Raw genomic sequence first — 26,602 nt, 5'->3', positions numbered from 1 at the left:
CAAAACTAGATACCTAGGTATCTTTCTAGCTAGCAGAGTCGCTCAACCGGAGGTTCCAAATGCGCACCATCCCCATCCCCGTCGACGTGTCCAAGCTGCACATCACCTGCGCCAAGGCCGCCCGTCCTCGTCTGGTCAGCAAGGAGACCGGCGAGATCAAGCGGGACCGGGACGGCAACACCATGTACGAGGTCACGCTGCTGATCGAGGACGACAACGGCCGCATGGAGCTGGTCAAGGTCAGCACCACGCCCGAACCGTCCATCGCCCCGGGGGACGAGGTGGTCCCGGTCGGCCTGGTCGGCTTCGTCTGGGAGCAGGCGGGCCGGTGGGGCATCTCCTACCGCGCGCAGTCGTTCCTCCCCGCGACCGCGGCCGCGTACGGGGCGGGGGTCGAGCGATGATTCACCTGCCCCGCCCGGTGCTGCTCGCCGTCGCCGCCCTGGTCGTTCTCGTCCTGTGGCGGCGGTGGGCGCCGGCCTCGTACTGGTACCTGTTCGTCTTCCCGCGCAAGGCGGTCTGGCTCCGGTGGTCCTGGCGGCACGTGGCCTCCGGCTGCGGGCTCACCAAAAAGCGCCACCGCTGGTGGTTCACCACCGTTCCGGGCCTAGTGGCCTCGACCGGAGTCGTACGGGTCAAGCGGCGCTTCCAGCGGGTCGCCGTCGACACCAAGCCGTGGATGAGCATGCCGCGCCCGGTCCGGCACGGCTTCCGCATCACCTTCCACCTGCTGGACGGACAAATTCCCGACGACTACGCCAAGGTGTGCGATCGGCTCGCACACGCCTGGCGCATCGAGGCCGTCCGCGTCGTCGGCTCCCGGCCCGGCCGCGTCACCCTCCAGGGGATCACCCGCGACCCTTTAGCGCACGTCGCCCCCGCCACACCGCCGCCTGAGCCGCGCGAGGGATGGCGAGGGGAGGACCTACTGCGCCCGGTGGTGGGGGTGCTGGAGACCGGCGCCGCCTGGCGGATGGACTTCCGGCTCATCCCGCACTGGATGAACGCCGGAGCGACGCAGTCGGGCAAGTCCAACCTGATCAACGCCCTCATCGTCGGGCTCGCGCCGCAGCCGGTCGCCCTGGTCGGCTTCGACCTCAAGGGCGGGGTGGAACTCTCGCCCTACGCGCCACGGTTGACCGCGCTCGCCACGACGCGGGCCGAGTGCCTCGACCTGCTGGCGGACCTGATCGCGGTCATGGGCGCCCGGATGCTGGCCTGCCGCCGGCTCGGGGTGCGCGACATCTGGCAACTGCCGGACAGCGTGCGGCCCATCCCGGTCGTGGTCCTGGTCGACGAGCTGGCCGAGCTGTTCTTGACCGCCGACAAGGCGGAAAAGGATCAGGTCACCCGTACGGCTACCGCCCTGCTGCGCATCGCCCAGCTCGGCCGCGCCTTCGGCATCCACCTCGTGTTGTCCGGTCAGCGGATCGGCTCCGACCTCGGCCCCGGCGTGACCGCACTGCGCGCCCAGATCGGCGGGCGGGTCTGCCACCGGGTCAACGACCCCGAAACCGCGGTGATGACCCTCGGCGACCTCGACCCTGACGCGCTCGTCGCCGCCCGGTCCATCCCGCCGGAACTGCCCGGCGTCGCGGTGATCACGGGCAGCGATGGCCGCTGGTACCGCGCCCGCTCCGGCTACGTCTCCACCTTCGCGGCTGAGCAGGCCGCCGAGAGCTACGCCGACATCACGCCGTCGTGGGCGCAGGTCGCCGCCTCCGGCCTCGGCCACGAACTCCCCGGCGGCGCCGAGAGCCCGCAGATCGCCGCCTGACGCATCGAAAGCGTGAAGGGAGAGAGCTACATGGGAGCGACCGCCTCTCACCTGCTGACGCGGCTGGCCGACTCCGCGCCGGTCCTGGTCCTGGCTGCCATCGCCGGGGCGGGCAGCTTCACCCACATCCGCGACACCGCCGCCGCCAGCGGCCAAAGCGGTTGGATGTCGTGGGCCGTGGCCGTCTGTGTCGACCTCACCTGTGTCATGGCCGCCCGCGAACGCCAGCGGGACAAGAAGACCGGACGCGTGCGGCGGGGCTGGATCTCCTGGCCGACGCTCGTCCTCGTCGCCGGCATCGTGTTGTCGCTGGCCGCTAACCTCCACCAGGCCGACCCCACCCTGTGGGGCTGGCTCACCGCCGCAACACCCGCCGGGGCCTTCCTGGTTGCGGTCTCGATGCTGGAACGCCGGGCCTCCGGCCCTTGCCTCGACCCGTCCCCGGCTCCGTCCTCGCCAGTCGTCGCCTCGTCCTTGGCGGTCGGGGCTTCGTCCTCGGTCCCCGCGCTCGTCCCCCTCGACCACGACGGCGCGGACGGCAACCAGGACGGCCCGGGACCGTCCCCCGCGCTGGTCGACTACGCCCGCCGCGTCGCCGACGAACACCACGCCAAGCACGGCAAGCCAATCACCCGCGACCTGCTACGCGCCCGCCTGGGCGTGTCCAACCAACTCGCCTCCGACCTGCTCCGCACCCTGCGGACCACACCGGACGCCCTTTGAAAGGAGACCACGTGTCCACCACCGACCACCGCACCGCCACCATCTCCGGCCTCCGCGCCCTGGCCAACTTCTTGGAGGCCAACCCCGCCGTCCCCGTCCCGCGGGGCTCCATTCGAGTCAGCTACTTCCCGAAGCGGGCGAGCGACGCCGAGATGCGCGCCGAGATCGACCACCTGACCGGACTACTCGGAACCGCGATCGAATCGCCATCCCTGCCCTATGGCCACTACTCGACCGGACTCGACTTCGGCCCGGTCCGCTACGAGGCAATCGCCATCCTCGCCGACGCCCGGGCTCGGCATGAGGCGCTCATCTCCTACGACGGTTGCGTCACCCCTGACACCGACACCAACGACGACCCGGCTCACGCCGCCTGATCCCTGGAGGTACAGCAATGCGTATCCGCCTCGACGGCACTCACGCGGAGATTGCCTACAGCATGTTCCGACTCCGCGAGATCTTCACCGTGACCTCGGTCTCCCGGGCCTACCCGGACCGGACCCGGCCCAGGAACTACCGCGTCTTCGTCAGCATCATCCCCCGGCAGGTCAAGGGATGGTGACCGACGTGGACGAGGACCTTCCGGTGATCCGCTACCGCTGCTGCACCTGCGGCGGTACCGGCCTCGACAGCCCCGGCAACACCTGCGCCGACTGCGACGGCGCCGGAATCGACAACCACGGCGCATAAGCCGTGAGCGCCCCCCGCCTGGCTACAGAACCGCCAAGTTCCGCGCCAGACCGGGGGCCATCCCACACAGATGCCTCTGCACAGGACGGACTCCATCTTGCCCATTTCGAGCAGTCCACACGCTGTGGCCGGGCTGATCACCCGGCTCCACGATCCGCAATACGCCCGCTGGGCGGCCCAAATCCGCCGGACCGGCGGCTGCCGCCAGCCGATCCACCTGCGCGGCAAGGTCGAGCACTACGACCGCGCCACCGGCCAACTCCTCCACCGCTACAGCACCCACCTCGAACCGGACGGCCTCCTGCGCGTCCCGTGCAAGACCCGCCGCGCCTCCCGCTGCCCCTCCTGCGCCGAGACCTACCGCGCCGACACCTACCACCTCGTCCGCGCGGGCCTCGTCGGCGGCAAGGGCGTCCCGGAGACGGTCGCCTCGCACCCGTGCCTGTTCGTCACCCTGACCGCGCCCTCCTTCGGCGAGGTGCACTCCCGGCGGGAGAAGGACGGCCGCGTTCTGCCCTGCCATCCCCGGCGTGACGCCGAGACATGCCCGCATGGGCGGGTCATGTCCTGCACCGCCCGACATGGGACCGACGAGGCATGCCTCGGCGAGCCGCTGTGCCCGGACTGCTACGACTACACCGGCTCGGTACTGTTCAACGCCACCGCGCCGGAGCTGTGGCGCCGCTTCACCCTGGCGCTTCGCCGGCACCTGGCCAAGCTCGCCGGACTCACGCAAAAGGACCTCGCCAGCCAACTCGTGGTGTTCTTCGCCAAGGTCGCCGAATACCAGCGGCGCGGCGTCGTCCACCTGCACGCGGTGATCCGCCTCGACGGCCCGGACGGCCCCGTTTCCCCGCCCCCGGTCTGGGCGACGGTCGACATGCTCACCGATGCCGTCCAGCACGCCGCCACCGTCGTCACGGCCAAGGTCCCCGCGTACGACGGCCAACCCTCGCGCGTCCTCCGGTGGGGCGCCCAGCTCGACACCCGACCGATAACCCTGCACGGGGAGCTGACCGACCAGGCCGTTGCCAGCTACATCGCCAAGTACGCCACCAAGGCGGCCGAATGCGTCGGCACCCTGGACCGGCGCATCCAACCCCTGGAAAACCTCAACGCCCTGTCCATCCGTGAGCACGCCCGGCGGCTCATCGCCGAATGCCTGCGCCTCGGCGCCTTCGACGAACTGGCCGACCTCCGGCTGACCCACTGGGCGCACATGCTCGGCTTCCGCGGCCACTTCTCCACCAAGTCCCGCCGCTACTCCACCACCCTCGGTGCGCTGCGGGCCGCTCGGGCCGCGCACAGGCGCGACGAGCAAATCAGTACGGGACGGCTCCCGCTCTTCGACGAGGACACCGTCCTCGTCATCGCGGACTGGCAATACGCCGGACAGGGCCTCTCCGCCGGTGACGCCATCCTCGCGGCTGCCATTACCGGTACCCAGATCAGCAACTCACTACATGAGTTGGAGGCCGCGCATGGATGACGAGCTACTCCTGACCGTCGACGAGGCCGCGGCTCGTCTGCGCGTAAGCCGCTGGACTCTCTACAACCTGATCCGCTCCAACGAGCTCCGAACCGTGAAGATCCGCCGTCGTCGGTTCGTCCCGGTCTACGCCCTGGTCGAGTGCATCGACAACCTGATGGGGGCAGCGTGACCACCAAGACCGCACTCGGCACCCCCGAGGAAGAGCCCAAGCGCCGTACCAACCGGAGGGCGCGCAAGCGCTCGAACGGTGAGGGGACGATCTACCAGCGCAAAGACGGCCGCTACGAGGGGGCTGTCTTCGTGCTGACCACGGCCGGGACCTACAAGCGGGTGCGCGCCTACGGCCGTACCCACGAGGAGGCGCGCAAGAAGCTCACGGCGCTCATCTCACAAGCTGATCAGGGTATTCCAGTCGCCTCCGAGAACTGGACCATGGCGGAATACCTCGCCTACTGGCTCAAGCACATCGTGATGGAGGAGCGGCGGCCAAAGACGTACCAGGGATACGAGAGCGTCGTACGGCTCCATCTCGTGCCAGTGCTCGGCAAGAAGCGCCTTGGCAAGCTCAACGCCCAAGACGTCCGCATGTTCATCAACCGCGTCCGCAAGGAATGCCAGTGCTGTAAGCACGGGTGGGACGCTTCCCGCGAGCAGCCCAAGTGCTGCGCGCTCAAAGGCGGCACCTGCTGTGAATCTCACCTCTCCACACGGATGGTGCAGTCAATCCACGCCATCCTGCGAAACGCGGTGGAAAGCGCGGTCAGAGAGGAAATCATTCCTCGAAACGTCGCCAAGCTCGTCACAGTCTCGGTCCCGTCCTACAAGGTGAACCGCGGCCTCACGACCGAGCAAGCCCGCCGAGTCCTCCGGGCGTCGGAGCAGGACCGTTTCCACGCTCTCTACGTCCTGGCGCTCTGCCTCGGCCTGCGGCGCGGGGAGCTGCTCGGGCTCCGCTGGGAAGACATCGACCTCGACGCGGGCACTCTGGAAGTCGTCCAGACTCTCCAGCGGGTGAACGGCGAGCTTCAGTTCGTTCGCCCCAAGACTGAGAGTTCAGCGCGCACGGTCCCGCTCCCTCAGATCTGCCTCGACGCTCTCAGAGAGCACCGGAAGCGGCAGTTCGCCGAACGCTCCGACGCCTGGCCTGACTGGAAGGATCACGGGCTCGTCTTCCCATCCCGTCGCGGAACGCCTATGGAACCGGACAACCTCCGCCGCAGTTGGGGGGCGATCCGCAAGGCCGCCGGCCTGGGGGACATGCGGCTTCACGACCTCCGACACACCTGCGTGAGCCTCCTCCTCGATTTGGGTGTTCCTCCGCACGTCGTCCGCGAAATCGTCGGGCACTCCGATATCGAGGTCACCATGACGATCTACGCTCACGCCTCGCTCGACGAGAAACGCAAGGCCCTTGGCAAGCTCGGAAGCGCGCTTAGCTGACGCGCTTACACCGGACGCCTCACAGCATCCCCGCTGCGAGGCGTTTCGGCGCTCGCGGGAGGTTGCGGCCAAGAGCTCCAAGGGCTACGATCCTGCAGGCTATCTAGAAAACCAGGTACCTAGGTTATTTTTCATAGGAGGCATTATTTATGAGATCCGCCGAGCTTAAGTTGATTATTAATTTGCTTGAAAAGCTCCTTGACTTCTTAAGGAAGCTTCTTATGCAGCAAGAGCGCGAAGAGTTCCGCGCTGGCCTTCCAGTCCTTGTGCGCAGCTCACCGGGTGGTCACGGTCCCAAGACCGTCTGTCATGTAGCCGAGCACAGCCTCCAATGCGATCGAGCTAGCAAGCTGATCAAGCCCGACCCAATGAAGCTGGGCGAGGCGTTGGCGCAGGGCCTGGAACGCTGCTCTGCCGTCACTTGCAACTGGTCTGTGTACGAGCTGTGGGCACGTAGGAATATGCACCCGGAGGACGACACCGGTACCGCTAGCTGACGTTGCCGTCACCGTTGCCGTCAAGGGCAATAAAAAGCGCCCCGGAGCGATCATGCTTCGGGGCGTTTGGGCTGTTCAGAGAGTGTGGTCAGGGGCAGGGTCGAACTGCCGACCTTCCGCTTTTCAGGCGGACGCTCGTACCAACTGAGCTACCTGACCTCGGCGGCTGCCGCCGTACGCGGTCCTGACGGGACTTGAACCCGCGACCTCCACCTTGACAGGGTGGCGAGCACTCCAAACTGCTCTACAGGACCTTTATGTCCGGGGGGCTTTCGCTTCCCCGTGTTGTTCGGCTCGCCTAGCTTACCAGGTTCCGGGAGGTCTTCGACCTTCCGTCTTCCGGTGCGCTCGACGCGCTCCACGTGCCCCCAACGGGATTCGAACCCGTGCCGCCGCCTTGAAAGGGCGGTGTCCTAGGCCGCTAGACGATGGGGGCTCAAGGCTTTCGCCCTGTTCCGTGACGCCTTCCGTCGGAGACCTCTGAAGCATAGGGGACGTTTGCCCCTGATGCCAAAGCGGTCGGCGACGGCGAGCCGCTACGGGTTGCCGTCGGCGACGGTGCCTGCGGCGACTCGGGAGAAATTGTACGGCCAGGGTCCGGCTCGATATGACGCTCACACTGGATCCACTGCTCGCCGAGGCCGCCGACGGTGATGTCGTCCCAGGCCTCCAGGCGGTGGCTGCTCTTGCCGAAGTAGAGCACCGAGGCGGTCAGCGGGGTCGGCTCGTCGTGTTCCAGGCCGCGCAAGCCGGCGCCTCCGGTGGACCCCTGGATCATCAGGCGGGTGCCCGAGGGCAGCAGCTCGGTGGACCGCGCGTGGACGTGCCCGCTCAGCACGAGCGGCGCATACCCGGACAGGCCCCGGCCGACGGTCGGGTCGTGGACGGCCACGACGTCGGCGGCGATCTTGTCAGGGGCCGAGGTGGAGGCGGACCTGGGCCACTCGCGCGGCGCCAGCTTGGCCGCGTTGGCCCGGCCGAGGTCGAGGAGGCTCTTGCTCTCGTCCCCCGCCGCCTGTACGGACTTGTCGGGGGTGAACCTCGGGTCGCCGATGCCGTAGATGCTCAGCCCCTTGACCGTGGCGGCGGTGCCGTCCAGCACGATCGCGTTCTTCTGCTTCTCGACCGCCCGCTGGGTCGTCATCGAGTCGTGGTTGCCGCGCACGTAGACGTACGGGACGCCGAGCGAGCCGATCTCCTTGACGAACTCGTTCTCGGCCTTGGTCCCGTGGTCGCTGATGTCGCCGGTGTCGATGATCAGGTCGACCTTGAACTGGTCCTTCAGCGACTTGATCACGTTCCAGCCCAGCGGGTTGATGTGCAGGTCGGAGACGTGCAGCACGCGGATGGTGCCCGGATCGGGGTCGAAGATCGGCAGGTTCGACCCCGCCTCGTACAGCTGGGACACGTTGGTCACCAGCTTGGCGAGCTGGCCGCGGTATTCGGAGAACTTGGTCACGATCGACTGGGCGCTGCCGACCAGGGACGGCACGCCCGTGAGCAGGCCGGTGTACCGGGGCTCGGCGATCGAGCGGGGGTTGAACGTCAGCGCCGAGACGCCGCCGAGGACGACGACCATCGCCAGCGAGCCCACCGCAGTCCAGGCCGCCCGTGACAGCCGCCGGAAGGCGACCAGGCCGGTGAGGAACCCGGCGGCGACGGCGAACAGCGCCGCGCGCACGGCGAGGCTCCGCAGCCCGGAGATGACGTCGGTCTCGATGGTCGTCGGAAGCCGGTCGGCCCACCGGGGGTTCTTGAGGATCTCCTCCGCCACGTCCGGGTGGACCGCCTCGATCGTGAGGTCGAGCCGCAGCGGGCCGTTGTGGCTGTCGAAGCTGAGTGTCCCGAGGGGCCGTACGTCGATGACGGTCTCCCCGCTCCAGGACGGGGTCAGGGACATCCCGATGTCGGCGGGCCCGACCGCTGTGTCCACCTTGGCGCCGAACGCCATCCCGAGCCATCCACCGATCACCGCTGCCAGCACGACCGCCAGCACACGGGCCGACACATGGGCGAGCCGGCTGCCGACCGTCTTCCGGGCCAACGCCCTCAACCGCGAGTTCTCCATCCCTTCCTGACTACCCGAAGACGCGACCTTTTTGGTTACCAGAACACGGTGTTCCGGTTACCGAACGTCCGGCTGGGCCTCCAGACGTGCCCTCATACCGGACAAAATCAGCGCTATGCCGTGCTCGAAGGACGCGTCCGTCTGCGGGCCGCCGGTCTCGGCCATGACCGCACGTACGTTCGGGTACGGCGCGAGGCTCTCCAGCGCCTCCTCGAACAGAGCCGGGTCGGTCGCTCCCCGCTCCTGGTCGGCCTGCTCCTCGAGCACGAATCCCCCGAGGAAGCTCGCGAGCGTGCCGAGACCCCACATCGCGTCCGTACGGGTGAATCCGGCCCGCTGCAGCGACTCCAGGATGGTCTCGACGGTCTGCAACGTGGCCGTGCCGGGGTGGGTGCCCGCGGTGAGGCGCGCGGTGTCGCGGTGCGACTTGAACGCGCGGCGCTGACCCCTGCACCACTCCGCCAGCCACTCCTCCCACGACTCCCCCTCGGCGAGCGGCCGCAGCGGCTCCTGTGCGGAGATCACCTCGGTCATCTCGTCGAGGAGTTCCTGCTTGTTCCTGAAGTGCCAGTAGAGGGCGGGAGCCTGCACGCCCAGCTCGGCCGCGAGCCTGCGCAGGGTCAGCTTCTCCAGCCCCACCTCGTCGAGAAGCCGGATGGCGGTCCTGACGATCGTGTCGCGTTCGAGTGCCACGGTTGACAGCTTAACGGCGTTCAATGCATCCTTAACATCGTTAAATTTAACTCTCTTAAGGAGCTGTCGGTGATCCATGCGGAGGGAGTACGCAAGCGGTTCGGCACGACCGAGGCGCTGCGGGGCGTCGACCTCGACGTGCCGCGCGGCTCGGTGTGCGGCCTGCTCGGGCCCAACGGCGCCGGCAAGACGACGATGGTGCGGGTCCTCACGACGCTGCTGCGCCCCGACGGCGGCTCGGCCCGGGTGGCCGGCTGCGACGTGGTCGGGGACGCCGAACGGCTCCGCTACCGCATCGGCCTCGCCGGCCAGCACGCGGCCGTGGACGAGCTGCTGACCGGACGCCGCAACCTGGAGCTGTTCGGCCGGCTCTACCACCTGCCCCGCCGTACGGCCCGCCGCAGGGCCGAGGAGCTGCTGGAGCGGTTCGGCCTGACCGAGGCGGCGAACCGTCCGGTGCGGACGTATTCGGGCGGCATGCGGCGCAGGCTCGACCTGGCCGCCAGCCTGATCGTCTCCCCGCCGGTGCTGTTCATGGACGAGCCGACCACCGGCCTCGACCCCCGCAGCCGTCTCGCGCTGTGGGACGAGCTGCGCGCGCTCGTCGCCGAGGGGACGACCCTGCTGCTCACCACCCAGTACCTCGACGAGGCCGACCACCTGGCCGACCGGATCGCCGTCATGGACGCCGGGCGGGTGGTCGCGGCCGGGTCGCCGTCCGCGCTCAAGGCGAAGGTGGGCGGCGACCGGGTGAGCATCGCGTTCCGCGAGGCCGCGGACCTGGCTCCCGGCGTCGAGGCGGTGCGCGGCGTGCTTGCCGGGGAGCCCGAGATCGACGCCACTGAACGGCGGCTCGTCGTGCCCGTCTCGGACGGCGCCGCCTCCCTGGTCAGGGTCGCCGCGGCCCTCGACGCCGCCGCGGTCGGCGTGGAGGACCTGGGGCTGCGCCGGCCGACGCTGGACGAGGTGTTCCTGGCGCTCACGGACGCGCCCGCCAGAGAGAAGGAGGCGGCATGATCAGCGTGGAACCCCCTGCCACGAGGGCGGAACGGCTGCGCTGGGCCCTGAACGACACGTTCGTCATCGCCGGGCGCAGCTACTCGCAACTACGCGCCCAGCCCGGCCAGATCGCCGCCGAGCTGGTCGCCCCGGTCATCATGACCATCCTGTTCGGGTACGTCTTCGGCAGCGCGATCAGCCTGCCCGGCGGGGGCGACTACCGGAACTACCTGATGCCCGGAATCTTCATGCAGGTCATGGCGCTGTCCGCGGTCGCCGCCGCCACGTCGGTCGCCGAGGACATGGCGCGCGGCATCATCGACCGCTTCCGCGCCCAGCCCATCGCGCGCGGGGCCCTGCTGGCCGGGCGGAGCCTCGCGGACCTGTCCAAGGACTGGCTGTCGCTCGCGATGATGGCCGTCTGCGGCCTGCTGATCGCGGGATGGCGTCCGCGCGGCACCCCTCTGGAGACGCTCGCCGGCTTCGCGCTGCTCGCCCTGTTCGGGTACGCGATGATCTGGCTGGGCACGTACATCGGGCTGTTCGTCAAGAACGGCGCGCAGGCGGACGCCGCCACGTTCGGCTGGCTGTTCCCGATGACGTTCCTGGCCAACGCGTTCGTGCCGCTGGAGGGGCTGCCCGGATGGCTGCGGGCGATCGCGGACTGGAACCCGATGAGCGCGGTCGTCTCGGCCGCCCGGGAGCTGTTCGGCAACCCCCGCTCTGCCGCCGCCTCCTGGCCTCTCCAGCACCCGGTGACCGCGTCGCTGTGCTGGTCGCTGCTGATCATCGCGGTGTTCGCGCCGCTCGCCGTACGGCGCTACCGCACAGCCGCCTCGCGGTGACACGATGAGCACGTGATCGACGTCCCGCTGAAGAGGTTCGAGGAGCTCGTGGCCGAGGCGCTCGACACGATCCCCCCGGATCTGGCCAAGGTCATGGACAACGTCGTGGTCGTGGTGGTTGACGACCCGCCCGAGCCCGGCCTGCTGGGGCTCTACACGGGCATTCCGCTGACCGAGCGGGGCGACTGGTACTCGGGGGTCCTCCCGGACCGCATCGAGATCTACCGGAACCCGACGCTGGAGATCTGCGAGACCGAGGACGACGTGGTCGAGGAGGTCCGCGTCACCGTCGTCCACGAGATCGCCCACCACTTCGGCATCGACGACGAACGGCTGCACGAGCTCGGCTGGTGACATCCCCTTTTCCGGGCGTCTCCGCTCGTCAGGGTGGCGATCAGCGTTCGCGCCGCGCGAAATGGGACCGTCAGCGGGTTGCAAAAGTCGCATCCGGCGGGCACTGTAAGTAACATGTTGACCACGGTCTGTCAGATCCAGCCGCTCCGGCGGACACCGGCGGCCACGGCCGGCGGAGCGACCTCTGCGGAGTGAGATGGCGGCCACCAAGCCCGGCAGGCTGTCCGGCCGACACCGCCGTCCCCCGGAGGTGCGGACCACCTACCGGGAGGTCGCCGCGATCCCCGAGTTCCGGGCCCTGTGGCTCGGACAGGGCATGTCGCTGCTCGGCGACCAGCTCGCCCAGGTGGCGCTCGCGGTGCTGGTCTACAGCCGGACCGCGTCGCCGTTGGCCACGGCCGCCGTCTACGCGCTGACCTACCTGCCGCCCATCCTCGGCGGGCCCCTGCTGGCGGGGCTCGCCGACCGATACCCGCGCAGGCGGGTCATGCTCTGGTGCGACGTGCTGCGCGCCCTGATGCTCGCCGTGATGGCCCTGCCCGCCACGCCGTTTCCCGTGCTGTGCGCGCTGGTCTTCTGCGTGGTGCTGCTCGGGGCGCCGTTCTCCGCCGCCCGTGCGGCGTTGCTGCCCGAGGTCCTGGAGGGCGACAGGTACGTCGTGGGGTCGGCCCTGCAGAACGTGACCAACCAGGCCGTGCAGATGCTGGGGTTCGCCGCCGGGGGCGCGGCGATCGCGGTGCTCGGGCCCTATCGGGCGCTGGCGCTGGACTCCGCGACGTTCCTCGGATCGGCCCTGGTGATCGTCGCGGGGGTGCGGCACCGCCCGGCGCCGGCGCGGGAGGACGGCGAGCGGCCGTCCATGTGGCGGATGACGCTGTCCGGCGCGCGCCTGGTGTTCGGCGAACGGCGGCTGCGCACGCTCGTGCTGTTCGCCTGGCTGTGCGGGTTCTACGTGATCCCCGAGGGCATCGCGGTGCCGTACGCCGCGGCGCTCGCCGACGGGAGGCTGCCGGTCCCGGTGATCACGGGTCTGCTGATGGCGGCGATGCCGACGGGCACGGTCGTCGGCGCGTTCTTCTTCGGGCGGTTCGTCACGCCGTCGGGGCGGCTGCGGGGCATGGGCTGGCTGGCCATGCTGACCTGCGCGCCGCTCGTGCTGTGCGTGATCCGGCCGCCGCTGGAGGGCGTGCTCGCCCTGTGGGTGCTGTCCGGCATCGGCGGGGCCTACCAGCTCGCGGCCAACGCGGCCTTCGTCCAATGCGTCCCGGCGTCGGGACGGGCCGCGGCGTTCGGGCTGGTGCAGTCGGGCCTGCTGGCCGCCCAGGGCGTCGGCATCCTCGTCGGAGGCGCAGCCGCCCAGCGGCTCGGCCCAGAGCCGGTTGTGACGCTGGCGGGCGTGGCCGGGCTGTGCGCCGCCGCCGTGCTCGCCATGCTCTGGACCGAGTCGCGCAGGGAGATCATCGCCAAGGTCCGGGCCGCCGCTACCTGAGTCAGGCCTGCGGACCCTGGTTCTGGGAGTCGCCGGCGGAGGGCCGGCCGTAGGGGTGCTGCTCGTAGCTCGGGGCCTGCGGGGGGTAGGGGGTGCCGGTGGAGCGGCCCTGGTTCCAGCCCTGCTGGACGTTGTCCCACTTGGCCTTGGCGTCCTGCCAGACCCGGCCGTCCTTGTTCTTGTCGATGAGGTCCTGGACGATGGAGGTGTTCTTGTCCTCCTCGGGGAGGAGGAGCCAGGCGACGGCGTAGATGCCGACGCCGAGGCCGCCGAAGAAGCTCGCGACGGCGAGCCCGAGGCGCAGGATGTTGGCGTCGATGCCGGTGTACTCGGCGACACCCGAGCACACCCCGGCGACGATCCTGCCGTTCCGAGTGCGGCGGAGCTGCTTGACCGAACCGTTGGTGTTCATCTCGTTCATACCTCCACAGTGCCTCTCCGGGGGGTGGGCGCACATCGGGATTCCCCCTGGCCCTACCCCGAGGGGGCCCGGATACCCTGACGCCATGGACGACCTCCTCGAACTCGACGACCAGCTCGACCCCGAGCACCGCATGATCAGGGATTCCGTAAGGGAACTCGTCTCCGGCAAGGTCCTCCCCCACGTCGGCGAGTGGTTCGAGCAGGGCACGTTCCCCGCTCGCGAACTCGCCCCGGCCCTGGGCTCGCTCGGCCTCCTCGGCATGCACCTGGAGGGATACGGCTGCGCCGGGCTCGACGCCGTCTCGTACGGCGTGGCCTGCCGGGAGCTCGAGGCGGGCGACTCGGGGCTGCGGTCGTTCGTGTCCGTGCAGGGGTCGCTGGCGATGTTCCCGATCTGGAAGTACGGCTCGGACGAGCAGAAGGAGGAGTGGCTGCCCCGGCTTGCCTCAGGGGAGGCCATCGGCTGCTTCGGCCTGACCGAGCCCGACCACGGGTCCGACCCCGCCGGCATGCGCACCACCGCCAAGCAGGACCCGTCCGGCGACTGGATCCTGAACGGCGCCAAGATGTGGATCACCAACGGCTCGATCGCCGACGTGGCCGTCGTGTGGGCGCGGACCGACGAGGGCATCCGCGGCTTCGTCGTCCCCACCTCGACCCCCGGCTTCTCCTCCGCCGAGATCCACCGCAAGCTGTCGCTGCGGGCCTCGATCACGGCCTCCCTGTACTTCGACGACGTACGACTGCCCGCCTCCGCGGTGCTGCCGGGCGTCGCGGGACTGAAGGGCCCGCTGTCGTGCCTGACGGAGGCGAGGTACGGCATCCTGTGGGGCGTGGTCGGAGCGGGCCGGGCCTGCCTGGAGGCGGCCGTGGACTACGCCACCACGCGCGTGCAGTTCGGCAAGCCGATCGGCGCCTTCCAGCTCACGCAGGAGAAGCTGGCCTGGATGGCGGTCGCGCTCGGCCAGGCCGGGCTCACCGCCCTTCACCTGGGCCGGCTCAAGGACGCCGGGAAGCTGAAGCCCCACCAGGTCAGCTTCGGCAAGCTGGCCAACGTCCGGGCCGCGCTGGACATCGCCCGCGAGGCGCGTACGGTGCTCGGGGCCAACGGCGTCACGCTGGAGTATCCGGTCATCAGGCACATGACCAACCTGGAGTCCGTGCTCACGTACGAGGGCACCCAGGAGGTGCACCTGCTGACGCTGGGCAAGGCGCTCACGGGCCTCGACGCCTTCCGCTGACGCCTCTGTTCGCCGCGATAGGGGACAATCGCGTCGCCGAAGACGCGGTACGCTCTGTACCCTGCATCTTGGGGAGTGTTCTGCGGATCACACCGCGACGCGGGCGGGATCCGAGGGGCACGACCAAGGGGTGCTAGCTCAATGGCAGAGCTGCGGACTTTTAATCCGTCGGTTCAGGGTTCGAGTCCCTGGCGCCCCACCCTCAATGAGCTGGGCAGACTCCCGAATCATGATCGATCGGAAGCCTGCCCGGTTGCATTTCTGGTTGCAGTTGTGCAGTCGCCGGTTCACTCGTCCCACAGCGCCCGGCCCATCCTCGCCATGGCGTCGCCGGCCAGGTTCTCGGTGACGTGGGTATAGCGCTTCGTCGTGGTGAGCTGGGAGTGCCCGAGGATCACCTGAACGACCCGCATGTCTATCCCCTGCTCCAGGAGCAGCGTGGCCGCCGTGTGCCGGGCGTCGTGGACCCTGGCGTCCTTCTCGACCTCCGCCAGACGGAGCAGTTCCTTCCACTCCTCCCAGTCCTGCCGGGAGTCGATCGGGCCGCCGTCCGGCTCACACCAGACGAGGTCCCGGTCCTGCCACTTCTCCCCCGCCGCCACCCGTTCGGCCTCCTGGGCTTCACGGTGCAGCTTTAGGAGCGGGATCAACGGCGGAGGGAGCGGAACGACTCGCCTGCTCTTGCCCTTGGGCTTCACGAAGGTCCACCCGCCGATGCGTTGGCGGCATGACGGCGCGTGCTTGGTGCAGCCGGGTTCGCAGAACTTGGGGCACTTGCCGCCGTGCCGGTTGCAGGAGGCCGGACACCGCTGCTTGACGCAGGTGTGCCGCCGTCCGGACGTCCGCTTCGCCTTGGGGCAGTCGGCCGGGCACGGATACCGGTGGAGAGCGGCCCCGCAGGCGTGTGGATCTGCGCAGCCGTGCCGGTAACGCTGGTGCTTGATCTGCCAGAAGATCCGGAGCTGCCCCCGCTTCAGGTCCACGTACTTCCACCGCAGGCCAAGCCTTCACATTGCCGAAGACCGAGCGCGAGCGCCACCGACCAGCGCGTCCCGTTCCGGCGATCCTTGGCGACGTCGAGGATGTCGCGTGCCTCGTCCTCCGACAGCGGCTCTATCTCGACCTCCTCCCCGGTCGGTGCGTCGATCAACCCGCAGACGTTCCGGGCGACGATCTCCCGCCGTACGGCGAGCTTGATAGCGCGCGACAGGATGCGGTGGATCTGCAAGATCGTGTTCGGCCGGAGGTCCTGCTTGTTCAGCCAGCCGTAGAAGGCGTCCAGGTGTTCCGGCCGGAGCCGGTCGAGCCGATGAGCACCGAGCCGGGGAATGATCCAGTGCTCGACCTTTGGCCGGTAGGTGCTGACGAGGGTGGACTGACTGACGTTCAACGGGGCGATCTCGTCGAGGTAGACCTGCATCCACTCCTTGACCGTCGGCACCTTGCCCGGCTTGTCGATTTTCCCCGAGTCGCGCGCTTTCTCCAGCTCTTGGACCTTGCGGGTGACTTCCGCTTCGGTCTTGCCGATGCGGTGCCGGCGGTCGGGCGTGCCGTCGTCCTTCACGCCCATGGTGACCCAGCCGTGCCACTTGCCGTCCTTGCCGAAATCAAGCAGCGGCGCTCCGCGCCGCCTCGCGGCCCTGCGCCCGCTCGGCGGCCGGGCATGCGGCCTGGGGGCCACCCCGCCGCACCAAGGCCGCGCTGCCACCCCAGGTCAAAGTACTTTCGTGCCTCCGGCGGGGGCCTCCGGTTCCGGGTGATCATCCGCGCACGAGCCGGGGCGTAGGTGGTTGCGGTGCTGATCGTCACGCCACCGTCGCCCAGGACAAGCCGAGCAGACCAGGGCCACGGGGCCAAGGTTGTTCGTCCAGTAGGGCGCTCCACCTTGGCCCCGTGGCCCTGGCCCGCTCCCCTGACGGGTGGGACGACGGCGACGGGACGATCAGGAACGGGGCGACCGCCTCACGATTCATTGACACTCGTCTGATGACTGAGAAGGAGCGCTTGCGCTTCATTGGATGCTGTTTCCGCCTCGGCGGGGCGGCCGAGCTCCGAAAAGGTGGAGCCGAGGTTGTTCAGCGAGGTAGCGAGGTCGGGACGGTACCGGTCGGGGTAGGCCTCGGCCAGCTCCCGATAAATGCTCACCGCCTCCTGCTCGACCGGCAGAGCATCAGCGAGCCGGCCCAACTCCCAGAACCGCACGCCGAGGTTGGACAGCGAGGCGGCGAGATCGGGACGGTACCGGTCGGGATAGGCCTCAGCCAGCTCCCGATAGATGGTCACCGCCTCCTGCGTCGGAGGCAGGGCATCGTCGGGCCGGCCCAGCTCCGAGAACCGGACGCCGAGGTTGGACAGCGAGGCGGCGAGGTCGGGACGGTACCGGTCGGGATAGGCCTCGGCCAGCTCCCGGCGAATGGTCACCGCCTCCTGCGCCGGGGGCAGGGCCTCAGCCAGGCGGCCGAGCTCCGAAAAGGTGGAGCCGAGGTTGTTCAGCGAGGTAGCGAGGTCGGGACGGTACCGGTCGGGATAGGCCTCGGCCAGCTCCCGATAAATGCTCACCGCCTCCTGCGCCGGGGGCAGGGCCTCAGCCAGGCGGCCCAACGCCGAGAAGGTGAAGCCGAGATTGGACAGCGAGCCGGCGAGATCGGGACGGTACCGGTCGGGGTAGGCCTCGGCCAGCTCCCGGCGAATGGTCACCGCCTCCTGCGCCGGGGGCAGAGCCTCAGCAGGCCGACCCAGCTCCAAAAAGGTGGAGCCGAGGTTGGACAGCGAGCGGGCGAGATCGGGACGGTACCGGTCGGGATAGGCCTCAGCCAGCTCCCGAAAAATGGTCACCGCCTCCTGCTCGACCGGCAGGGCCTCAGCCAGGCGGCCCAGCGCCGAGAAGGTGAAGCCGAGATTGGACAGCGAGCGGGCGAGATCGGGACGGTACCGGTCGGGGTAGGCCTCAGCCAGCTCCCGGCGAATGGTCACCGCCTCCTGCGCCGGGGGCAGGGCCTCAGCGGGGCGGCCCAGCTCCGAGAACCGCACGCCCAGGTTGGACAGCGAGCGGGCGAGATCGGGACGGTACCGGTCGGGATAGGCCTCAGCCAGCTCCCGAAAAATGGTCACCGCCTCCTGCTCGACCGGCAGGGCCTCAGCCAGGCGGCCCAGCTCCGAGAACCGGATGCCGAGGTTGTACAGCGAGCCGGCGAGATCGGGACGGTACCGGTCGGGATAGGCCTCAGCCAGCTCCCGGCGTATGGTCACCGCCTCCTGCTCGACCGGCAGGGCCTCAGCGGGCCGGCCCGACTCCCAGAACCGCACGCCGAGGTTGGACAGCGAGGCGGCGAGGTCGGGACGGTACCGGTCGGGGTGGGCCTCGGCCAGCTCCCGATAAGTGGTCACCGCCTCCTGCGTGGAAGGCAGGGCCTCGTCGGGCCGGCCCAGCTCTGAGAAGGTGGAGCCGAGGTTGTACAGCGAGCCGGCGAGATCGGGACGGTACCGGTCGGGGTAGGCCTCAGCCAGCTCCCGAAAAATGGTCACCGCCTCCTGCTCGACCGGCAGGGCCTCAGCCAGGCGGCCCAGCTCCGAGAACCGGATGCCGAGGTTGTACAGCGAGCCGGCGAGATCGGGACGGTACCGGTCGGGGTAGGCCTCAGCCAGCTCCCGATAAATGGTCACCGCCTCCTGCTCGACCGGCAGGGCATCGTCGGGCCGGCCCAGCGCCGAGAAGTAGACGCCGAGGTTGGACAGTGAGCCGGCGAGATCGGGGCGGTACCGGTCGGGGTGGGCCTCGGCCAGCTTCCGATAAATGGTCACCGCCTCCTGCTCGACCGGCAGAGCATCGTGGGGGCGGCCCGACTCCCAGAACCGCACGCCCAGGTTGGACAGCGAGCCGGCGAGATCGGGACGGTACCGGTCGGGATAGGCCTCAGCCAGCTCCCGAAAAATGGTCACCGCCTCCTGCGTGGGAGGCATTGCCTGAGCGGGGCGGCCCAGCTCCGAGAACCAGATGCCGAGGTTGGACAGCGAGCCGGCGAGATCGGGACGGTACCGGTCGGGATAGGCCTCAGCCAGCTCCCGAAAAATGGTCACCGCCTCCTGCTCGACCGGCAGAGCATCAGCGGGCCGGCCCAACTCCCAGAACCGCACGCCGAGGTTGGACAGCGAGGCGGCGAGATCGGGACGGTACCGGTCGGGATAGGCCTCAGCCAGCTCCCGGCGTATGGTCACCGCCTCCTGCTCGACCGGCAGGGCGTCGTCGGGGCGGCCCAGCTCCGAGAACCGGACGCCCAGGTTGTACAGCGAGCCGGCGAGATCGGGACGGTACCGGTCGGGGTAGGCCTCGGCCAGCTCCCGATAAATGGTCACCGCCTCCTGCGTGGGAGGCATTGCCTCAGCGGGGCGGCCCAGCTCCGAGAGCCGGACGCCCTTGATCGTCAGCCATTGACCACGCTCGGCACTACGATCACCCGGGGGAAAGGTGTCGAGAACCTTGCCGGCGATGATGGCGTCCGCCTCGGCGAGGGCCAGCGACGGATAGGGCATGGCGTTTGAGATCGCGATCAGCGTCTCCCGCGGTGCTTGCAGCTCGGCAGCCACGCGACTGACCAGAGGCAAGATACGCTCCAACAGGGACTCAGCGGCCTCGTAGTCGGTCGAAGCCCGACCCAGCACGATCAACGCCTGCTGCGCCTGGATGTCGTCCAGCTCGGTCAGACACGCCCGCGCCAAGTCATCGGAGGCGGCAAGCTGGTGGGTCACATGCAACTCCGCCAGCCGATCCGGGCGCAGGCTGCCCAACCAGCCCTCTCCACCATCCGGGGGATACAGCCCGCGCAACCACCCGGCGATCTTCCTGCTCTGGGGCACGCCCGGCACCCGGCCGACCACCGCTACCGCCTCAGCGGCCGTTCGCGCCCCGAGCAGTGCCCCCGCGGCGACGATCTGGGCCAGCATCTCTCCAGTCAGACCGGCTGGCCCGTCACACAGGCCCATCGCCTCGGCGCTGCCCCGCCAGAACCGCGCCTCATGTCCCAGCAGATCCTCAAGGACCATGCCAAGATCCACCCGTACCGTACGCAACCCGCCCGACTCTTGGGCAGTCAATAGGCCGACCAGCGCCGCCGCATGCAGGTCGAGGATGCGCGCACGACCGACGGTGTCGCCGATGACAACCTTCGGGGCTGCGGTCACCCCCAACTTTCGGGCGAAGTCCGCCACCGCGGCGTCCACCACCTCGGCGTCGGTCATCTCCGCTTTCACCCGTGGCGATAAGACCATCCGCTCAACGGTGGCACGGGCATGCGCCTCGCGGACCGGGCGCTCTGCCGAGCCCAGCCGAGCCCACCACTCGCCGACATCACGGGCCAGCAACAGCAACCGCACCCGCTTGCCGTCATCGGCCACCACCGACCGCAGCAACGCCTCCAGCCCCCGGCGCGTCTCGGCATAGTCCACGACAACCAGCACGTTCGCCTGGGAGACCTCCCGCCACCGCTCCAGTGCTGTGGCCTCCTCACCCGCTCCAACCCGGATGACACCCCACGTGCGCTCGTCCAGCCGTGAGATCAATCGAAGCATCAGCCGTGTCTTGCCGACACCGCCCGGCCCGGTCACCAACCGCACCCGCGCCGCCGATGGGTCCGCGCACCAGCCCTCCAACGCGGCCAGCTCCACCTCACGGCCGACGAAGTCGACCGCTTCACGATGCGGCGCGAGAAGACTCGCCGGCCCGGTGTCGCCACTGGTCAACTCGGCCGCCGACCGCGCCGTCTCCCTGGCCCGGTCACGCTCGCGGACCGCGTCGTAGAGTGTTGGGGCGAACGCCCCCGACACCGCACCGACGATGCCCCCGACCCAGGCCCAGGGCGTATCGCCGAGCACCTGCCCGACCGCCGCCCCCGCGCTGGCCAGTCCCACTCCCAGGCCTCCGGCAGCCAAGGACCGTTTCGCACCGCCCATGGCCTCCATAGTGGAAGCCGCCCATACACCTGTCGCCGTCCGTCACCACAACGTGATCCACGGACGGTCGAGGGCTTCGCTCCCTCAGCCCCGGCCCAACGGAGTGCCGTTGGTTGCAGTTGGGGTTGCAGTACGAGGCCGTCCAGGACGGTTCAAGACGGACCGCGCAGGCCCGCTGACCTGTATTGAACTCTCTGGAACCATGATCGGCCGAGCTTTTAATCCGTCGGTTCAGGGTTCGAGTCCCTGGCGCCCCACCACTCCACACCCCATCTGACCTGCGGTTTCTCGGTTGAGATGGGTCTCGCGGCGAGAAGTTGATCTCGTTTGGTTGCTCGTTGTTAGCTCGCGGGTACGGACCGGGCACCTGTTAGATCGTTTAAACGCCCACCGTCAGGCCAGACCTCAAAGACGACCGGCAGAAGACCACAACCGAAGACCTTGCCGCGCCCCAGCGTCAAGTGAGGCTCTGGTCAGCTCCCTCTCGTCGTGTGGAAGTCGAAGGAGAAGAAGAGGTCGGACCAGCGGAAAGAAGAGCCCAGTGCAACCGTAGGAGACCGCCGTGGCGGCTGACCGGGGACGTGGTCTGCTGCGGCAACTGCTGCACGACCACCGGGACCTCGGGCCGCGCCGGAACTGCAGGTGCTGGCCCGCGCCCGCGCCGAGGAGGACCGTGCTGGGTGAAGAGAGCCAGCCAGAAGTGGTCCAGCGCCGGGTGGAGACCAGCCAACACCGCCTGCTGGCCACGATCTTCGGGATGAGTAGCCGTCACCCGGTGCGCCTGATGCGTCGGCCCGCACCCAACCTGTATCCGGCCGACGCCGCATTGTCCTGCCGGCGGGACTTCACAGTCACCGGCTGGCCCGCCGCGACGCGGGCGCACCCAGTCTACCTCAATCCCGATCAAGTTCGATGAGCCGCCATAGATTCTTCATGAATCAGGAGTTGCACCCTTTAGACTGTTTTCAGCGGGCCCTGTCGCATGGGATATCTACGCAGTGACACTACCGTTGCCGCTTCCACATAGAAGAATCCAGCTATATGTATAGTTGCCATCCGAACCCATAAGGAGATTGATCTCAAGGAAACACGTAGACCCGTCAAAGCCGCCACTGAACTTGGAGCGGGATGTATACTTATATCCGCTTTTTGGGTACCCTTTCATGGCGGAATAGTAAACACCCCCCGATAATTCTGGCTCTTCTATTAACTTTCCGGCCGTAGTGCGGGGGGAGATGAGTGTGGATGTGGTGGGACGCACCTCGCGTTGCTTCTTGTCGTATCGGACATGAAATGTTTGACATACATCGATGATGCTCCCTGTGCTACAAATATGCACTCGACCCCCTGATGTAGTTGAGCCCTTCCCGCCTCCATGGGTAGACGAGTTATGTGTCGGCGAGGCCGACTGGACGCTGTCGCTGCGGATAGGGGCGCGATGGCCCCCGGATTCGATTTGTGGATTCAGGCCGCATGAAGCGGCAATCGTGGTGACGAGAGCGGCCATCGCCGCGCAACCTCGATCTATGCGACTGTTCTTACGCACGGTTCAGACCCTTCAATTTAGACTTTGTACACCTATAGAACGGGGCCTGGCGCCCTCATCAGCGACTGATGAGGGCGCCAGGGTGTTCAGCAACTAGCCGAAGATCCACCAGTAACCGAACGAGCCATCGTAATGCGCGCGGCCCCTGATAGCAGCAGACGCTCACATGTTCCTCGTAACCGTACTTGTATGGCTCCTACTGCAACGCCGCGGTCGACGCCGACCTGAGTGATTGTCGTGCGAGCCACGATCTGAACATGCGACGGGGGCCCGGAGACGATGTGTCCGGGCCCCGTTTCACGCGAGAACACGAAGGGATGGATGCTGCAATGCCGAAAGACGCGCCGCCGAATGTGGCGCCTGGCCGGAGGCGATCCCGATGGGACCGCGTCGGCGGGTATGGAGATGCAGGCCAAGCTTCACCGTTGGGCGGCGACCGAGCCCGGCCGCAGGTTCGACGACCTGTTCAACCTCGCGCATAGCCGCTGAAAGTCGTCGGGGGCGTGCGCGCGGAATCCCAGTAATGACGAGCCCGAAGGTCACCACGCTGCTGGCAAAAAAGCCGGCCTGGGTCAGAGCAGTGTTCCAAGGTTAGTGGTCAGGAACCACGGCCAATTGAGTAGACGTACCCGTGCTGGCCGTACGGCGTAGCCGAGATGCCGGTTGCTGACCGCTGTGCTGGCGGAAGTCGTCCGACCCATCGGGCGGGGTCACAGCCGGTTGCTGCTCCATGCAATTCCCAAGCTGACAGTGCGGTTCGATCCCGTCACCCGATTCAAGCCGAAGGGCCTGGTCAGGACGTGAATCCCGATCCGACCCTGAGCATTTCTAGGCGCTCTCAGCCCGGCCCCCGGCGAGCGTAGCCTCTCTCCGGAAGCAGTGGCACACATCGATGCCCGAGGCCATATGCCCACGTGGACGTTCAGCCGTGTAGAAGCTCTGGCAGAAGTGGTCGCCACATCCACATTCGCCCCTGCGTTGAACTGTTCGGCACCATGATCGGCTGAGCTTTTAGTCCGTCGGTAGGGTTCGAGTCCCTGGCGCCCCACCACTCCACACGTCTCTCACCCCAACTGATCAATAACGGTCGCTCAACCATTGCTGTCGCAGGCTTTCGGAGCGCGGTCTGCGGGCCGGGCGCAGCGCGAAGTAGACCACCGCGCCGGAGGCCAGGTACAGCACGGCCTGCACGTTGAGGACGAACACCACATTGAGCACGTCGCCGAGCAGGCCGGCGGCCGCCATGCCCAGTCCCTGCGACGCGTTGTAGACCATGTAGAACACCCCGAAGGCCCGGCCCAGATCACTGTCGGGGACGCTTTGCTGGATCTGCGCGAACGCGCCGCTGTTGTACGCGATGCCGGGCACGCCGACCAGGATGAACAGCACGATGTACACCTCGATCTGACGCGAGAGCGCCGGACCGTTCCAGATGGTCAGGCTGAGCAGGCCGAACGAGGCGGCGCCCAGGCTCATCAGCAGCCAGGGGCCAAGGCGCGCACCGAACAGGCCGACGACGAGCCCGCCCGCCACGCCGCCGATCGCCTGGACACCGCGCAGCACGCCGGTGAGCGTGCCGTCGGCGTGCAGCGCGCGGCTGACGAACACGACGAAGAGCACCGCGAACAGGCCCTGGGCGACGCCGCCCAAGGCCACGCTCTGGAACGTCACCCGGACGCTGCGGTTGCGCATCGTCGTCATCAGGCCGAATCGCCAGTTCTCGAAGAACGACGTGGCGCCGCAGTCCGGGGCCGGTTCCGCGGCGTCGTGGTGTGCCGTCCGGCGGGCGGCTGCGATCAGGGCGGCGGCCGTCACGAAGGCCACGGCGGCGCCGATCGCCAGGTAGCGGGTTCCTTCCCGGGTGATGGCGAAGCCTCCGAGCGAGCTGCCGATCAGGCGCCCCACGCTGGTGTTGAGCGCGACCATGCTGTTGGCGCGCACCAGGTGCGCGGCCTCGACCAGCCGCGGCAGGGCCGCGTTGCGGGCCGAGTCGAACGTCTGGGTCAGCATCGCCTGGGCGCCGGCGACCAGGCAGATGATCCACAGGCGGTGGCCGGGTTCGCCCACCAGCGGCATCACCACCGCCGCCTGCAGCAGCGCGACGCCGCTCATCAGGCGGAACCGGTCGAAGCGGTCGGCGAGCGCCCCGGCGAACGATCCCATGGTGATGCCGCACAACAGCTCGACGAGGAACACGGCGGAGGTGACCAAGGCCGAGCCGGTGACGCCGAAGACGTAGATCGGCAACCCGGTGATCAGCAGCCAGCTCGCCACGCTCGAGGCGAGCCCGGCGAGCCAGACGAGGACGAATCCGCGGTGGCGCAGCAGCATCACCATCTCAGATGAATTCCGGTGTGGGATAGGCCTGCAGGCTGAGGCTGACCGGCCGGGCGTCACTCGGCGCCCCGTCGCGCAGCGGGCGCAGGTACGGCCGGATGACGGCGTCCAGCGTCAGGGTGAGGTGCCGCAGTTCCGCGGGGGTCAGCGAGAGCGTGTAGTTGTGGAAGGTCGCGCTCTCCTGCCACTGGTCGGGCAGCTTGTGCTGCTGTTGCCGGTAGTGCTGCAGCGAGCGGAACACCTCGTCCAGTTCCAGCGAGGTCAGCGCGTCGTTGACCTGCCGGCCCTGCTCGTCCCCGGGCTCCGGAAGGAACTCCAGCCCGGTGGCGACGGCGCGCCACGGCCGGTCGCGCCGGTTGGCGCCCTGCGCGGGCACGCGCTCGATCAGCCCGTGGCGGGCGAGCTGGTGCAGATGGTAGCTGCAGTTGGAGCCGGTGTCGTCGAGCGCCTCGGCGCACTGCGCCGCCGTTCGCGGGCCGGCCGCCAGCAGGTAGCGCAGCAGGCGCAGCCGTAGTGGATGGGCGAGCGCGCGCAGCGTCGTGGGGTCTTGGACGCGTACGCGCCGTTCCGGCTTTGTCGGTTCCATGGGCGCTCCTAAACGAAAGACTTCTTTCGTTGATACGCCCCAAAGACGTGTTCTCGCAAGGATTCTTGCGAATCGATGTGGTACGACGTAGGTCCGGCGTGGCCGACCTGGTCCTGGAGCCCACCGTGGGGCGGCGGCGCCGGAGACGACGGTTCAGTCGGCATTGTCGAGCGGAGGACCTGCTCGACGGGTGCCGACACCGCCCTTTTCTCCCTGGCACTCCCACGACCGCGGGTTCAGCGGGGACGGCGGCCCTTCCTGCCCCGGCCGGTTTGCGCGCCCCGGCGACCCGACCCGCCCGGAGCGGGACTCCGCGGCTGCTTCCGCGCCTTCTCCTGGGCAGGCGCGGGGGTACGGCCCCGCGAGCTGTTCACCGTACGCCCGCGGACAATGCCGATGAAGTCATCCACCAGCTCAGTCGTCGCCTTCGTGGGCCAGGCCAGCGCGACCTGCGACTGCGGCGTCTCCACAACCGGCCGGTAGGTCAGATCCTTGCGGTGATACAGGCGCGCCAGCGACTGCGGGACCAGCAGCAGCCCGGCCCCCGCCGCCACCAGCTGGATCGCCTCCGCCGTCGTGTCCGGACGCGTGAAGGCCGGCAGCCCCGGCTGGGCCGTCCACTCAAGGGTGTCGTCCCTCGGATGGAGCACCTCGTCGTCGGCGAGATCGGCAACAGTCACCTCGTCGGCGGCGGCCACCATGTGGTCCTTCGGCACCACGACCACGGTGGTCTCGACATAGAGAGGAATCACGCTGAGCCCTTCACGGTCCACGGGCAACCGGACGAACCCGGCGTCGGCGCCGCCGTCGTGCAGGAGCTTCACCACCTCGGCGGCGGGAACGGGGACCAACGTGAGTGGCACGTCGGGCACACGCTCGGCCCAGACGTTGACCCATTTGGCGGGCGTCACCCCAGGCACGTAAGCCAGCCGGAACTCCCTGTCGCTCACCTCCTCAGGGTATCGATGTCAGTGGAAGCGGCTTCGCGCCATACCCTTGACACCATGACCAAGCTCAAGACCACCCAGACGATGAAGCCCGCGACCGCGGCCAAGAAGCTGGGTGTGCTCCTCTCGGCCACTCCCGCCGAGTTCCAGGAGGGAGTCGTCTCCAGGGATGAGCTGAACGCGCTGCAGGCCAATCCGCCGGCATGGCTGGCCGATCTGCGGCGCAACGGGCCGCACCCCAGGCAGGTCGTCGCCGTGAAGCTGGGCATCTCCAACTCGGGCCTGGCCAGGGGCGGCATCACCGGGCCGCTCACCACCGCCGAGATCGACGCCATCAAGGCGGAGAACCCCGAGTGGCTCAAGCGCGAGCGGTCGATTCAGGCCGAGGTGCGCAAGGAAGCGCAGCGCCTCAAGCAGCGCTAGTCCGCCGATGGGAGCGGCGATCTGACTCGATTCGGTCCGCGCGCTCTCAATCCGTCGGTTCAGGATTCGAGTCCCTGGCGCCCCGT

25 protein-coding genes and 4 tRNA genes are annotated in these 26,602 nt (G+C 68.5%); 17 read left to right on the top strand and 12 right to left on the bottom strand.

What is annotated here, in order from left to right; genetic code table 11:
* Nucleotides 1–59 precede the first annotated feature (59 nt).
* From IL992_RS17000 to IL992_RS16970, 9 genes are all read left to right on the top strand, one after another.
* Nucleotides 60–404 carry an SCO3933 family regulatory protein gene (locus IL992_RS17000; RefSeq protein WP_193204310.1) on the top strand — a complete coding sequence of 115 codons (345 nt, stop codon included), beginning with the start codon at nucleotides 60–62 and terminating at the stop codon, nucleotides 402–404.
* The gene (locus IL992_RS16995; protein WP_193204309.1) at nucleotides 401–1,777 is read left to right on the top strand and encodes an FtsK/SpoIIIE domain-containing protein; all 1,377 of its coding nucleotides are present in this window, start codon (nucleotides 401–403) and stop codon (nucleotides 1,775–1,777) included. The genes IL992_RS17000 and IL992_RS16995 overlap by 4 nt, the downstream gene beginning before the upstream one ends.
* A gap of 30 nt (nucleotides 1,778–1,807) precedes the next feature.
* A complete protein-coding gene (locus IL992_RS16990; RefSeq protein ID WP_193204308.1) occupies nucleotides 1,808–2,500 on the top strand; it encodes a DUF2637 domain-containing protein in 693 nt (230 codons plus the stop codon).
* Between the two features lie 11 nt (nucleotides 2,501–2,511).
* A complete protein-coding gene (locus IL992_RS16985) occupies nucleotides 2,512–2,877 on the top strand; it encodes a hypothetical protein (protein ID WP_193204307.1) in 366 nt (121 codons plus the stop codon).
* Nucleotides 2,878–2,939: 62 nt separating this feature from the next.
* Nucleotides 2,940–3,062, top strand: a complete 123-nt coding sequence (locus IL992_RS47645; RefSeq protein WP_264295015.1) for a hypothetical protein — start codon at nucleotides 2,940–2,942, stop codon at nucleotides 3,060–3,062.
* Entirely contained in the window at nucleotides 3,056–3,190 is a 135-nt protein-coding gene (locus tag IL992_RS47640) for a hypothetical protein (protein ID WP_264295014.1), read from the top strand. The genes IL992_RS47645 and IL992_RS47640 overlap by 7 nt, the downstream gene beginning before the upstream one ends.
* 70 nt (nucleotides 3,191–3,260) lie before the next feature.
* On the top strand, nucleotides 3,261–4,679 hold the full coding sequence (locus IL992_RS16980; RefSeq protein ID WP_404804758.1) for a replication initiator: 1,419 nt from the start codon (nucleotides 3,261–3,263) through the stop codon (nucleotides 4,677–4,679).
* The gene (locus IL992_RS16975) at nucleotides 4,672–4,851 is read left to right on the top strand and encodes a helix-turn-helix domain-containing protein (RefSeq protein ID WP_193204305.1); all 180 of its coding nucleotides are present in this window, start codon (nucleotides 4,672–4,674) and stop codon (nucleotides 4,849–4,851) included. The genes IL992_RS16980 and IL992_RS16975 overlap by 8 nt, the downstream gene beginning before the upstream one ends.
* On the top strand, nucleotides 4,848–6,122 hold the full coding sequence (locus IL992_RS16970) for a tyrosine-type recombinase/integrase (protein ID WP_193204304.1): 1,275 nt from the start codon (nucleotides 4,848–4,850) through the stop codon (nucleotides 6,120–6,122). Before IL992_RS16975 ends, IL992_RS16970 begins: the two co-directional genes overlap by 4 nt.
* Before the next feature lie 582 nt (nucleotides 6,123–6,704).
* Here the strand turns inward: IL992_RS16970 and IL992_RS16965 are convergent.
* From IL992_RS16965 to IL992_RS16945, 5 genes are all read right to left on the bottom strand, one after another.
* Nucleotides 6,705–6,778 (bottom strand) — tRNA-Phe (locus IL992_RS16965).
* 20 nt (nucleotides 6,779–6,798) lie between these two features.
* A tRNA-Asp gene (locus tag IL992_RS16960) sits at nucleotides 6,799–6,873 on the bottom strand.
* A gap of 109 nt (nucleotides 6,874–6,982) precedes the next feature.
* Nucleotides 6,983–7,055, bottom strand: a tRNA-Glu gene (locus tag IL992_RS16955).
* Nucleotides 7,056–8,672, bottom strand: a complete 1,617-nt coding sequence (locus IL992_RS16950; RefSeq protein ID WP_226873151.1) for a metallophosphoesterase family protein — start codon at nucleotides 8,670–8,672, stop codon at nucleotides 7,056–7,058.
* 72 nt (nucleotides 8,673–8,744) lie between these two features.
* Nucleotides 8,745–9,380, bottom strand: coding sequence for a TetR/AcrR family transcriptional regulator C-terminal domain-containing protein (locus IL992_RS16945; protein WP_193204302.1), 636 nt, complete (start codon nucleotides 9,378–9,380; stop codon nucleotides 8,745–8,747).
* A gap of 69 nt (nucleotides 9,381–9,449) precedes the next feature.
* Here IL992_RS16945 and IL992_RS16940 point away from each other — a divergent pair, with 69 nt between their 5' ends.
* The 4 genes from IL992_RS16940 (at nucleotide 9,450) to IL992_RS16925 (ending at nucleotide 13,067) form a co-directional block, all read left to right on the top strand.
* Nucleotides 9,450–10,397 (top strand): ATP-binding cassette domain-containing protein, encoded by a 948-nt coding sequence (locus tag IL992_RS16940; RefSeq protein ID WP_319018608.1) that lies wholly within the window; start codon nucleotides 9,450–9,452, stop codon nucleotides 10,395–10,397.
* Nucleotides 10,394–11,224, top strand: a complete 831-nt coding sequence (locus IL992_RS16935; RefSeq protein WP_193204301.1) for an ABC transporter permease — start codon at nucleotides 10,394–10,396, stop codon at nucleotides 11,222–11,224. The genes IL992_RS16940 and IL992_RS16935 overlap by 4 nt, the downstream gene beginning before the upstream one ends.
* A 12-nt stretch (nucleotides 11,225–11,236) precedes the next feature.
* A complete protein-coding gene (locus IL992_RS16930) occupies nucleotides 11,237–11,578 on the top strand; it encodes a metallopeptidase family protein (protein ID WP_030512067.1) in 342 nt (113 codons plus the stop codon).
* A 196-nt stretch (nucleotides 11,579–11,774) separates the two neighbouring features.
* A complete protein-coding gene (locus IL992_RS16925) occupies nucleotides 11,775–13,067 on the top strand; it encodes an MFS transporter (protein WP_193204300.1) in 1,293 nt (430 codons plus the stop codon).
* Nucleotide 13,068: 1 nt separating this feature from the next.
* Here the strand turns inward: IL992_RS16925 and IL992_RS16920 are convergent, their stop codons facing one another.
* Nucleotides 13,069–13,488, bottom strand: coding sequence for a PspC domain-containing protein (locus IL992_RS16920; RefSeq protein WP_193204299.1), 420 nt, complete (start codon nucleotides 13,486–13,488; stop codon nucleotides 13,069–13,071).
* 85 nt (nucleotides 13,489–13,573) lie between these two features.
* Here IL992_RS16920 and IL992_RS16915 point away from each other — a divergent pair, with 85 nt between their 5' ends.
* Both IL992_RS16915 and IL992_RS16910 read left to right on the top strand, forming a co-directional pair.
* On the top strand, nucleotides 13,574–14,731 hold the full coding sequence (locus IL992_RS16915; protein ID WP_193204298.1) for an acyl-CoA dehydrogenase family protein: 1,158 nt from the start codon (nucleotides 13,574–13,576) through the stop codon (nucleotides 14,729–14,731).
* Between the two features lie 127 nt (nucleotides 14,732–14,858).
* Nucleotides 14,859–14,930: transfer RNA gene (locus IL992_RS16910), tRNA-Lys, on the top strand.
* A gap of 88 nt (nucleotides 14,931–15,018) precedes the next feature.
* On the opposite strand, the gene IL992_RS46265 is transcribed toward IL992_RS16910, so the two are convergent.
* The 3 genes from IL992_RS46265 to IL992_RS16900 all read right to left on the bottom strand — a co-directional run bounded on the left by IL992_RS46265 (nucleotide 15,019) and on the right by IL992_RS16900 (nucleotide 20,635).
* Nucleotides 15,019–15,714: a tyrosine-type recombinase/integrase gene (locus tag IL992_RS46265; protein ID WP_319018607.1), complete on the bottom strand. Its 696-nt coding sequence runs from the start codon at nucleotides 15,712–15,714 to the stop codon at nucleotides 15,019–15,021.
* Entirely contained in the window at nucleotides 15,705–16,412 is a 708-nt protein-coding gene (locus tag IL992_RS48375; protein WP_319018606.1) for a site-specific integrase, read from the bottom strand. Before IL992_RS48375 ends, IL992_RS46265 begins: the two co-directional genes overlap by 10 nt.
* A gap of 281 nt (nucleotides 16,413–16,693) precedes the next feature.
* Nucleotides 16,694–20,635, bottom strand: coding sequence for a tetratricopeptide repeat protein (locus IL992_RS16900; protein ID WP_193204297.1), 3,942 nt, complete (start codon nucleotides 20,633–20,635; stop codon nucleotides 16,694–16,696).
* 715 nt (nucleotides 20,636–21,350) lie between these two features.
* Between IL992_RS16900 and IL992_RS16895 the strand changes: the two genes are divergently transcribed.
* Nucleotides 21,351–21,593 carry a hypothetical protein gene (locus tag IL992_RS16895; RefSeq protein ID WP_193204296.1) on the top strand — a complete coding sequence of 81 codons (243 nt, stop codon included), beginning with the start codon at nucleotides 21,351–21,353 and terminating at the stop codon, nucleotides 21,591–21,593.
* Nucleotides 21,594–23,300: 1,707 nt separating this feature from the next.
* Here the strand turns inward: IL992_RS16895 and IL992_RS16890 are convergent.
* From IL992_RS16890 to IL992_RS16880, 3 genes are all read right to left on the bottom strand, one after another.
* Complete coding sequence (locus IL992_RS16890) at nucleotides 23,301–24,560, bottom strand: MFS transporter (RefSeq protein WP_193204295.1); 1,260 nt, start codon at nucleotides 24,558–24,560, stop codon at nucleotides 23,301–23,303.
* A gap of 1 nt (nucleotide 24,561) precedes the next feature.
* Nucleotides 24,562–25,146, bottom strand: a complete 585-nt coding sequence (locus IL992_RS16885; protein WP_193204294.1) for a winged helix-turn-helix domain-containing protein — start codon at nucleotides 25,144–25,146, stop codon at nucleotides 24,562–24,564.
* A gap of 236 nt (nucleotides 25,147–25,382) precedes the next feature.
* Nucleotides 25,383–26,096 carry a LysR family substrate-binding domain-containing protein gene (locus IL992_RS16880; RefSeq protein ID WP_319018605.1) on the bottom strand — a complete coding sequence of 238 codons (714 nt, stop codon included), beginning with the start codon at nucleotides 26,094–26,096 and terminating at the stop codon, nucleotides 25,383–25,385.
* A 54-nt stretch (nucleotides 26,097–26,150) separates the two neighbouring features.
* Here IL992_RS16880 and IL992_RS16875 point away from each other — a divergent pair, with 54 nt between their 5' ends.
* The gene (locus IL992_RS16875; RefSeq protein ID WP_193204293.1) at nucleotides 26,151–26,516 is read left to right on the top strand and encodes a DUF5997 family protein; all 366 of its coding nucleotides are present in this window, start codon (nucleotides 26,151–26,153) and stop codon (nucleotides 26,514–26,516) included.
* Nucleotides 26,517–26,602: the final 86 nt, after the last annotated feature.

The sequence above is a fragment of the Microbispora sitophila genome (assembly GCF_014892245.1).
GTDB lineage: Bacteria > Actinomycetota > Actinomycetes > Streptosporangiales > Streptosporangiaceae > Microbispora > Microbispora siamensis.
The sequence above is the reverse complement of the archived record's forward strand: the minus strand, read 5'-3'. Positions and strand labels throughout refer to the sequence as shown.

Bases quoted from the DNA above. Each gene is read 5' to 3' on its own strand.
- IL992_RS16885 (WP_193204294.1), bottom strand. From the start codon at position 25,146: ATGGAACCGACAAAGCCGGAACGGCGCGTACGCGTCCAAGACCCCACG.
- IL992_RS16875 (WP_193204293.1), top strand. From the start codon at position 26,151: ATGACCAAGCTCAAGACCACCCAGACGATGAAGCCCGCGACCGCGGCC.
- IL992_RS16925 (WP_193204300.1), top strand. From the start codon at position 11,775: ATGGCGGCCACCAAGCCCGGCAGGCTGTCCGGCCGACACCGCCGTCCC.
- IL992_RS16890 (WP_193204295.1), bottom strand. From the start codon at position 24,560: ATGGTGATGCTGCTGCGCCACCGCGGATTCGTCCTCGTCTGGCTCGCC.
- IL992_RS47640 (WP_264295014.1), top strand. From the start codon at position 3,056: ATGGTGACCGACGTGGACGAGGACCTTCCGGTGATCCGCTACCGCTGC.
- IL992_RS16995 (WP_193204309.1), top strand. From the start codon at position 401: ATGATTCACCTGCCCCGCCCGGTGCTGCTCGCCGTCGCCGCCCTGGTC.
- IL992_RS16990 (WP_193204308.1), top strand. From the start codon at position 1,808: ATGGGAGCGACCGCCTCTCACCTGCTGACGCGGCTGGCCGACTCCGCG.
- IL992_RS16980 (WP_404804758.1), top strand. From the start codon at position 3,261: ATGCCTCTGCACAGGACGGACTCCATCTTGCCCATTTCGAGCAGTCCA.
- IL992_RS16975 (WP_193204305.1), top strand. From the start codon at position 4,672: ATGGATGACGAGCTACTCCTGACCGTCGACGAGGCCGCGGCTCGTCTG.
- IL992_RS16915 (WP_193204298.1), top strand. From the start codon at position 13,574: ATGGACGACCTCCTCGAACTCGACGACCAGCTCGACCCCGAGCACCGC.
- IL992_RS47645 (WP_264295015.1), top strand. From the start codon at position 2,940: ATGTTCCGACTCCGCGAGATCTTCACCGTGACCTCGGTCTCCCGGGCC.
- IL992_RS16935 (WP_193204301.1), top strand. From the start codon at position 10,394: ATGATCAGCGTGGAACCCCCTGCCACGAGGGCGGAACGGCTGCGCTGG.
- IL992_RS16920 (WP_193204299.1), bottom strand. From the start codon at position 13,488: ATGAACGAGATGAACACCAACGGTTCGGTCAAGCAGCTCCGCCGCACT.
- IL992_RS17000 (WP_193204310.1), top strand. From the start codon at position 60: ATGCGCACCATCCCCATCCCCGTCGACGTGTCCAAGCTGCACATCACC.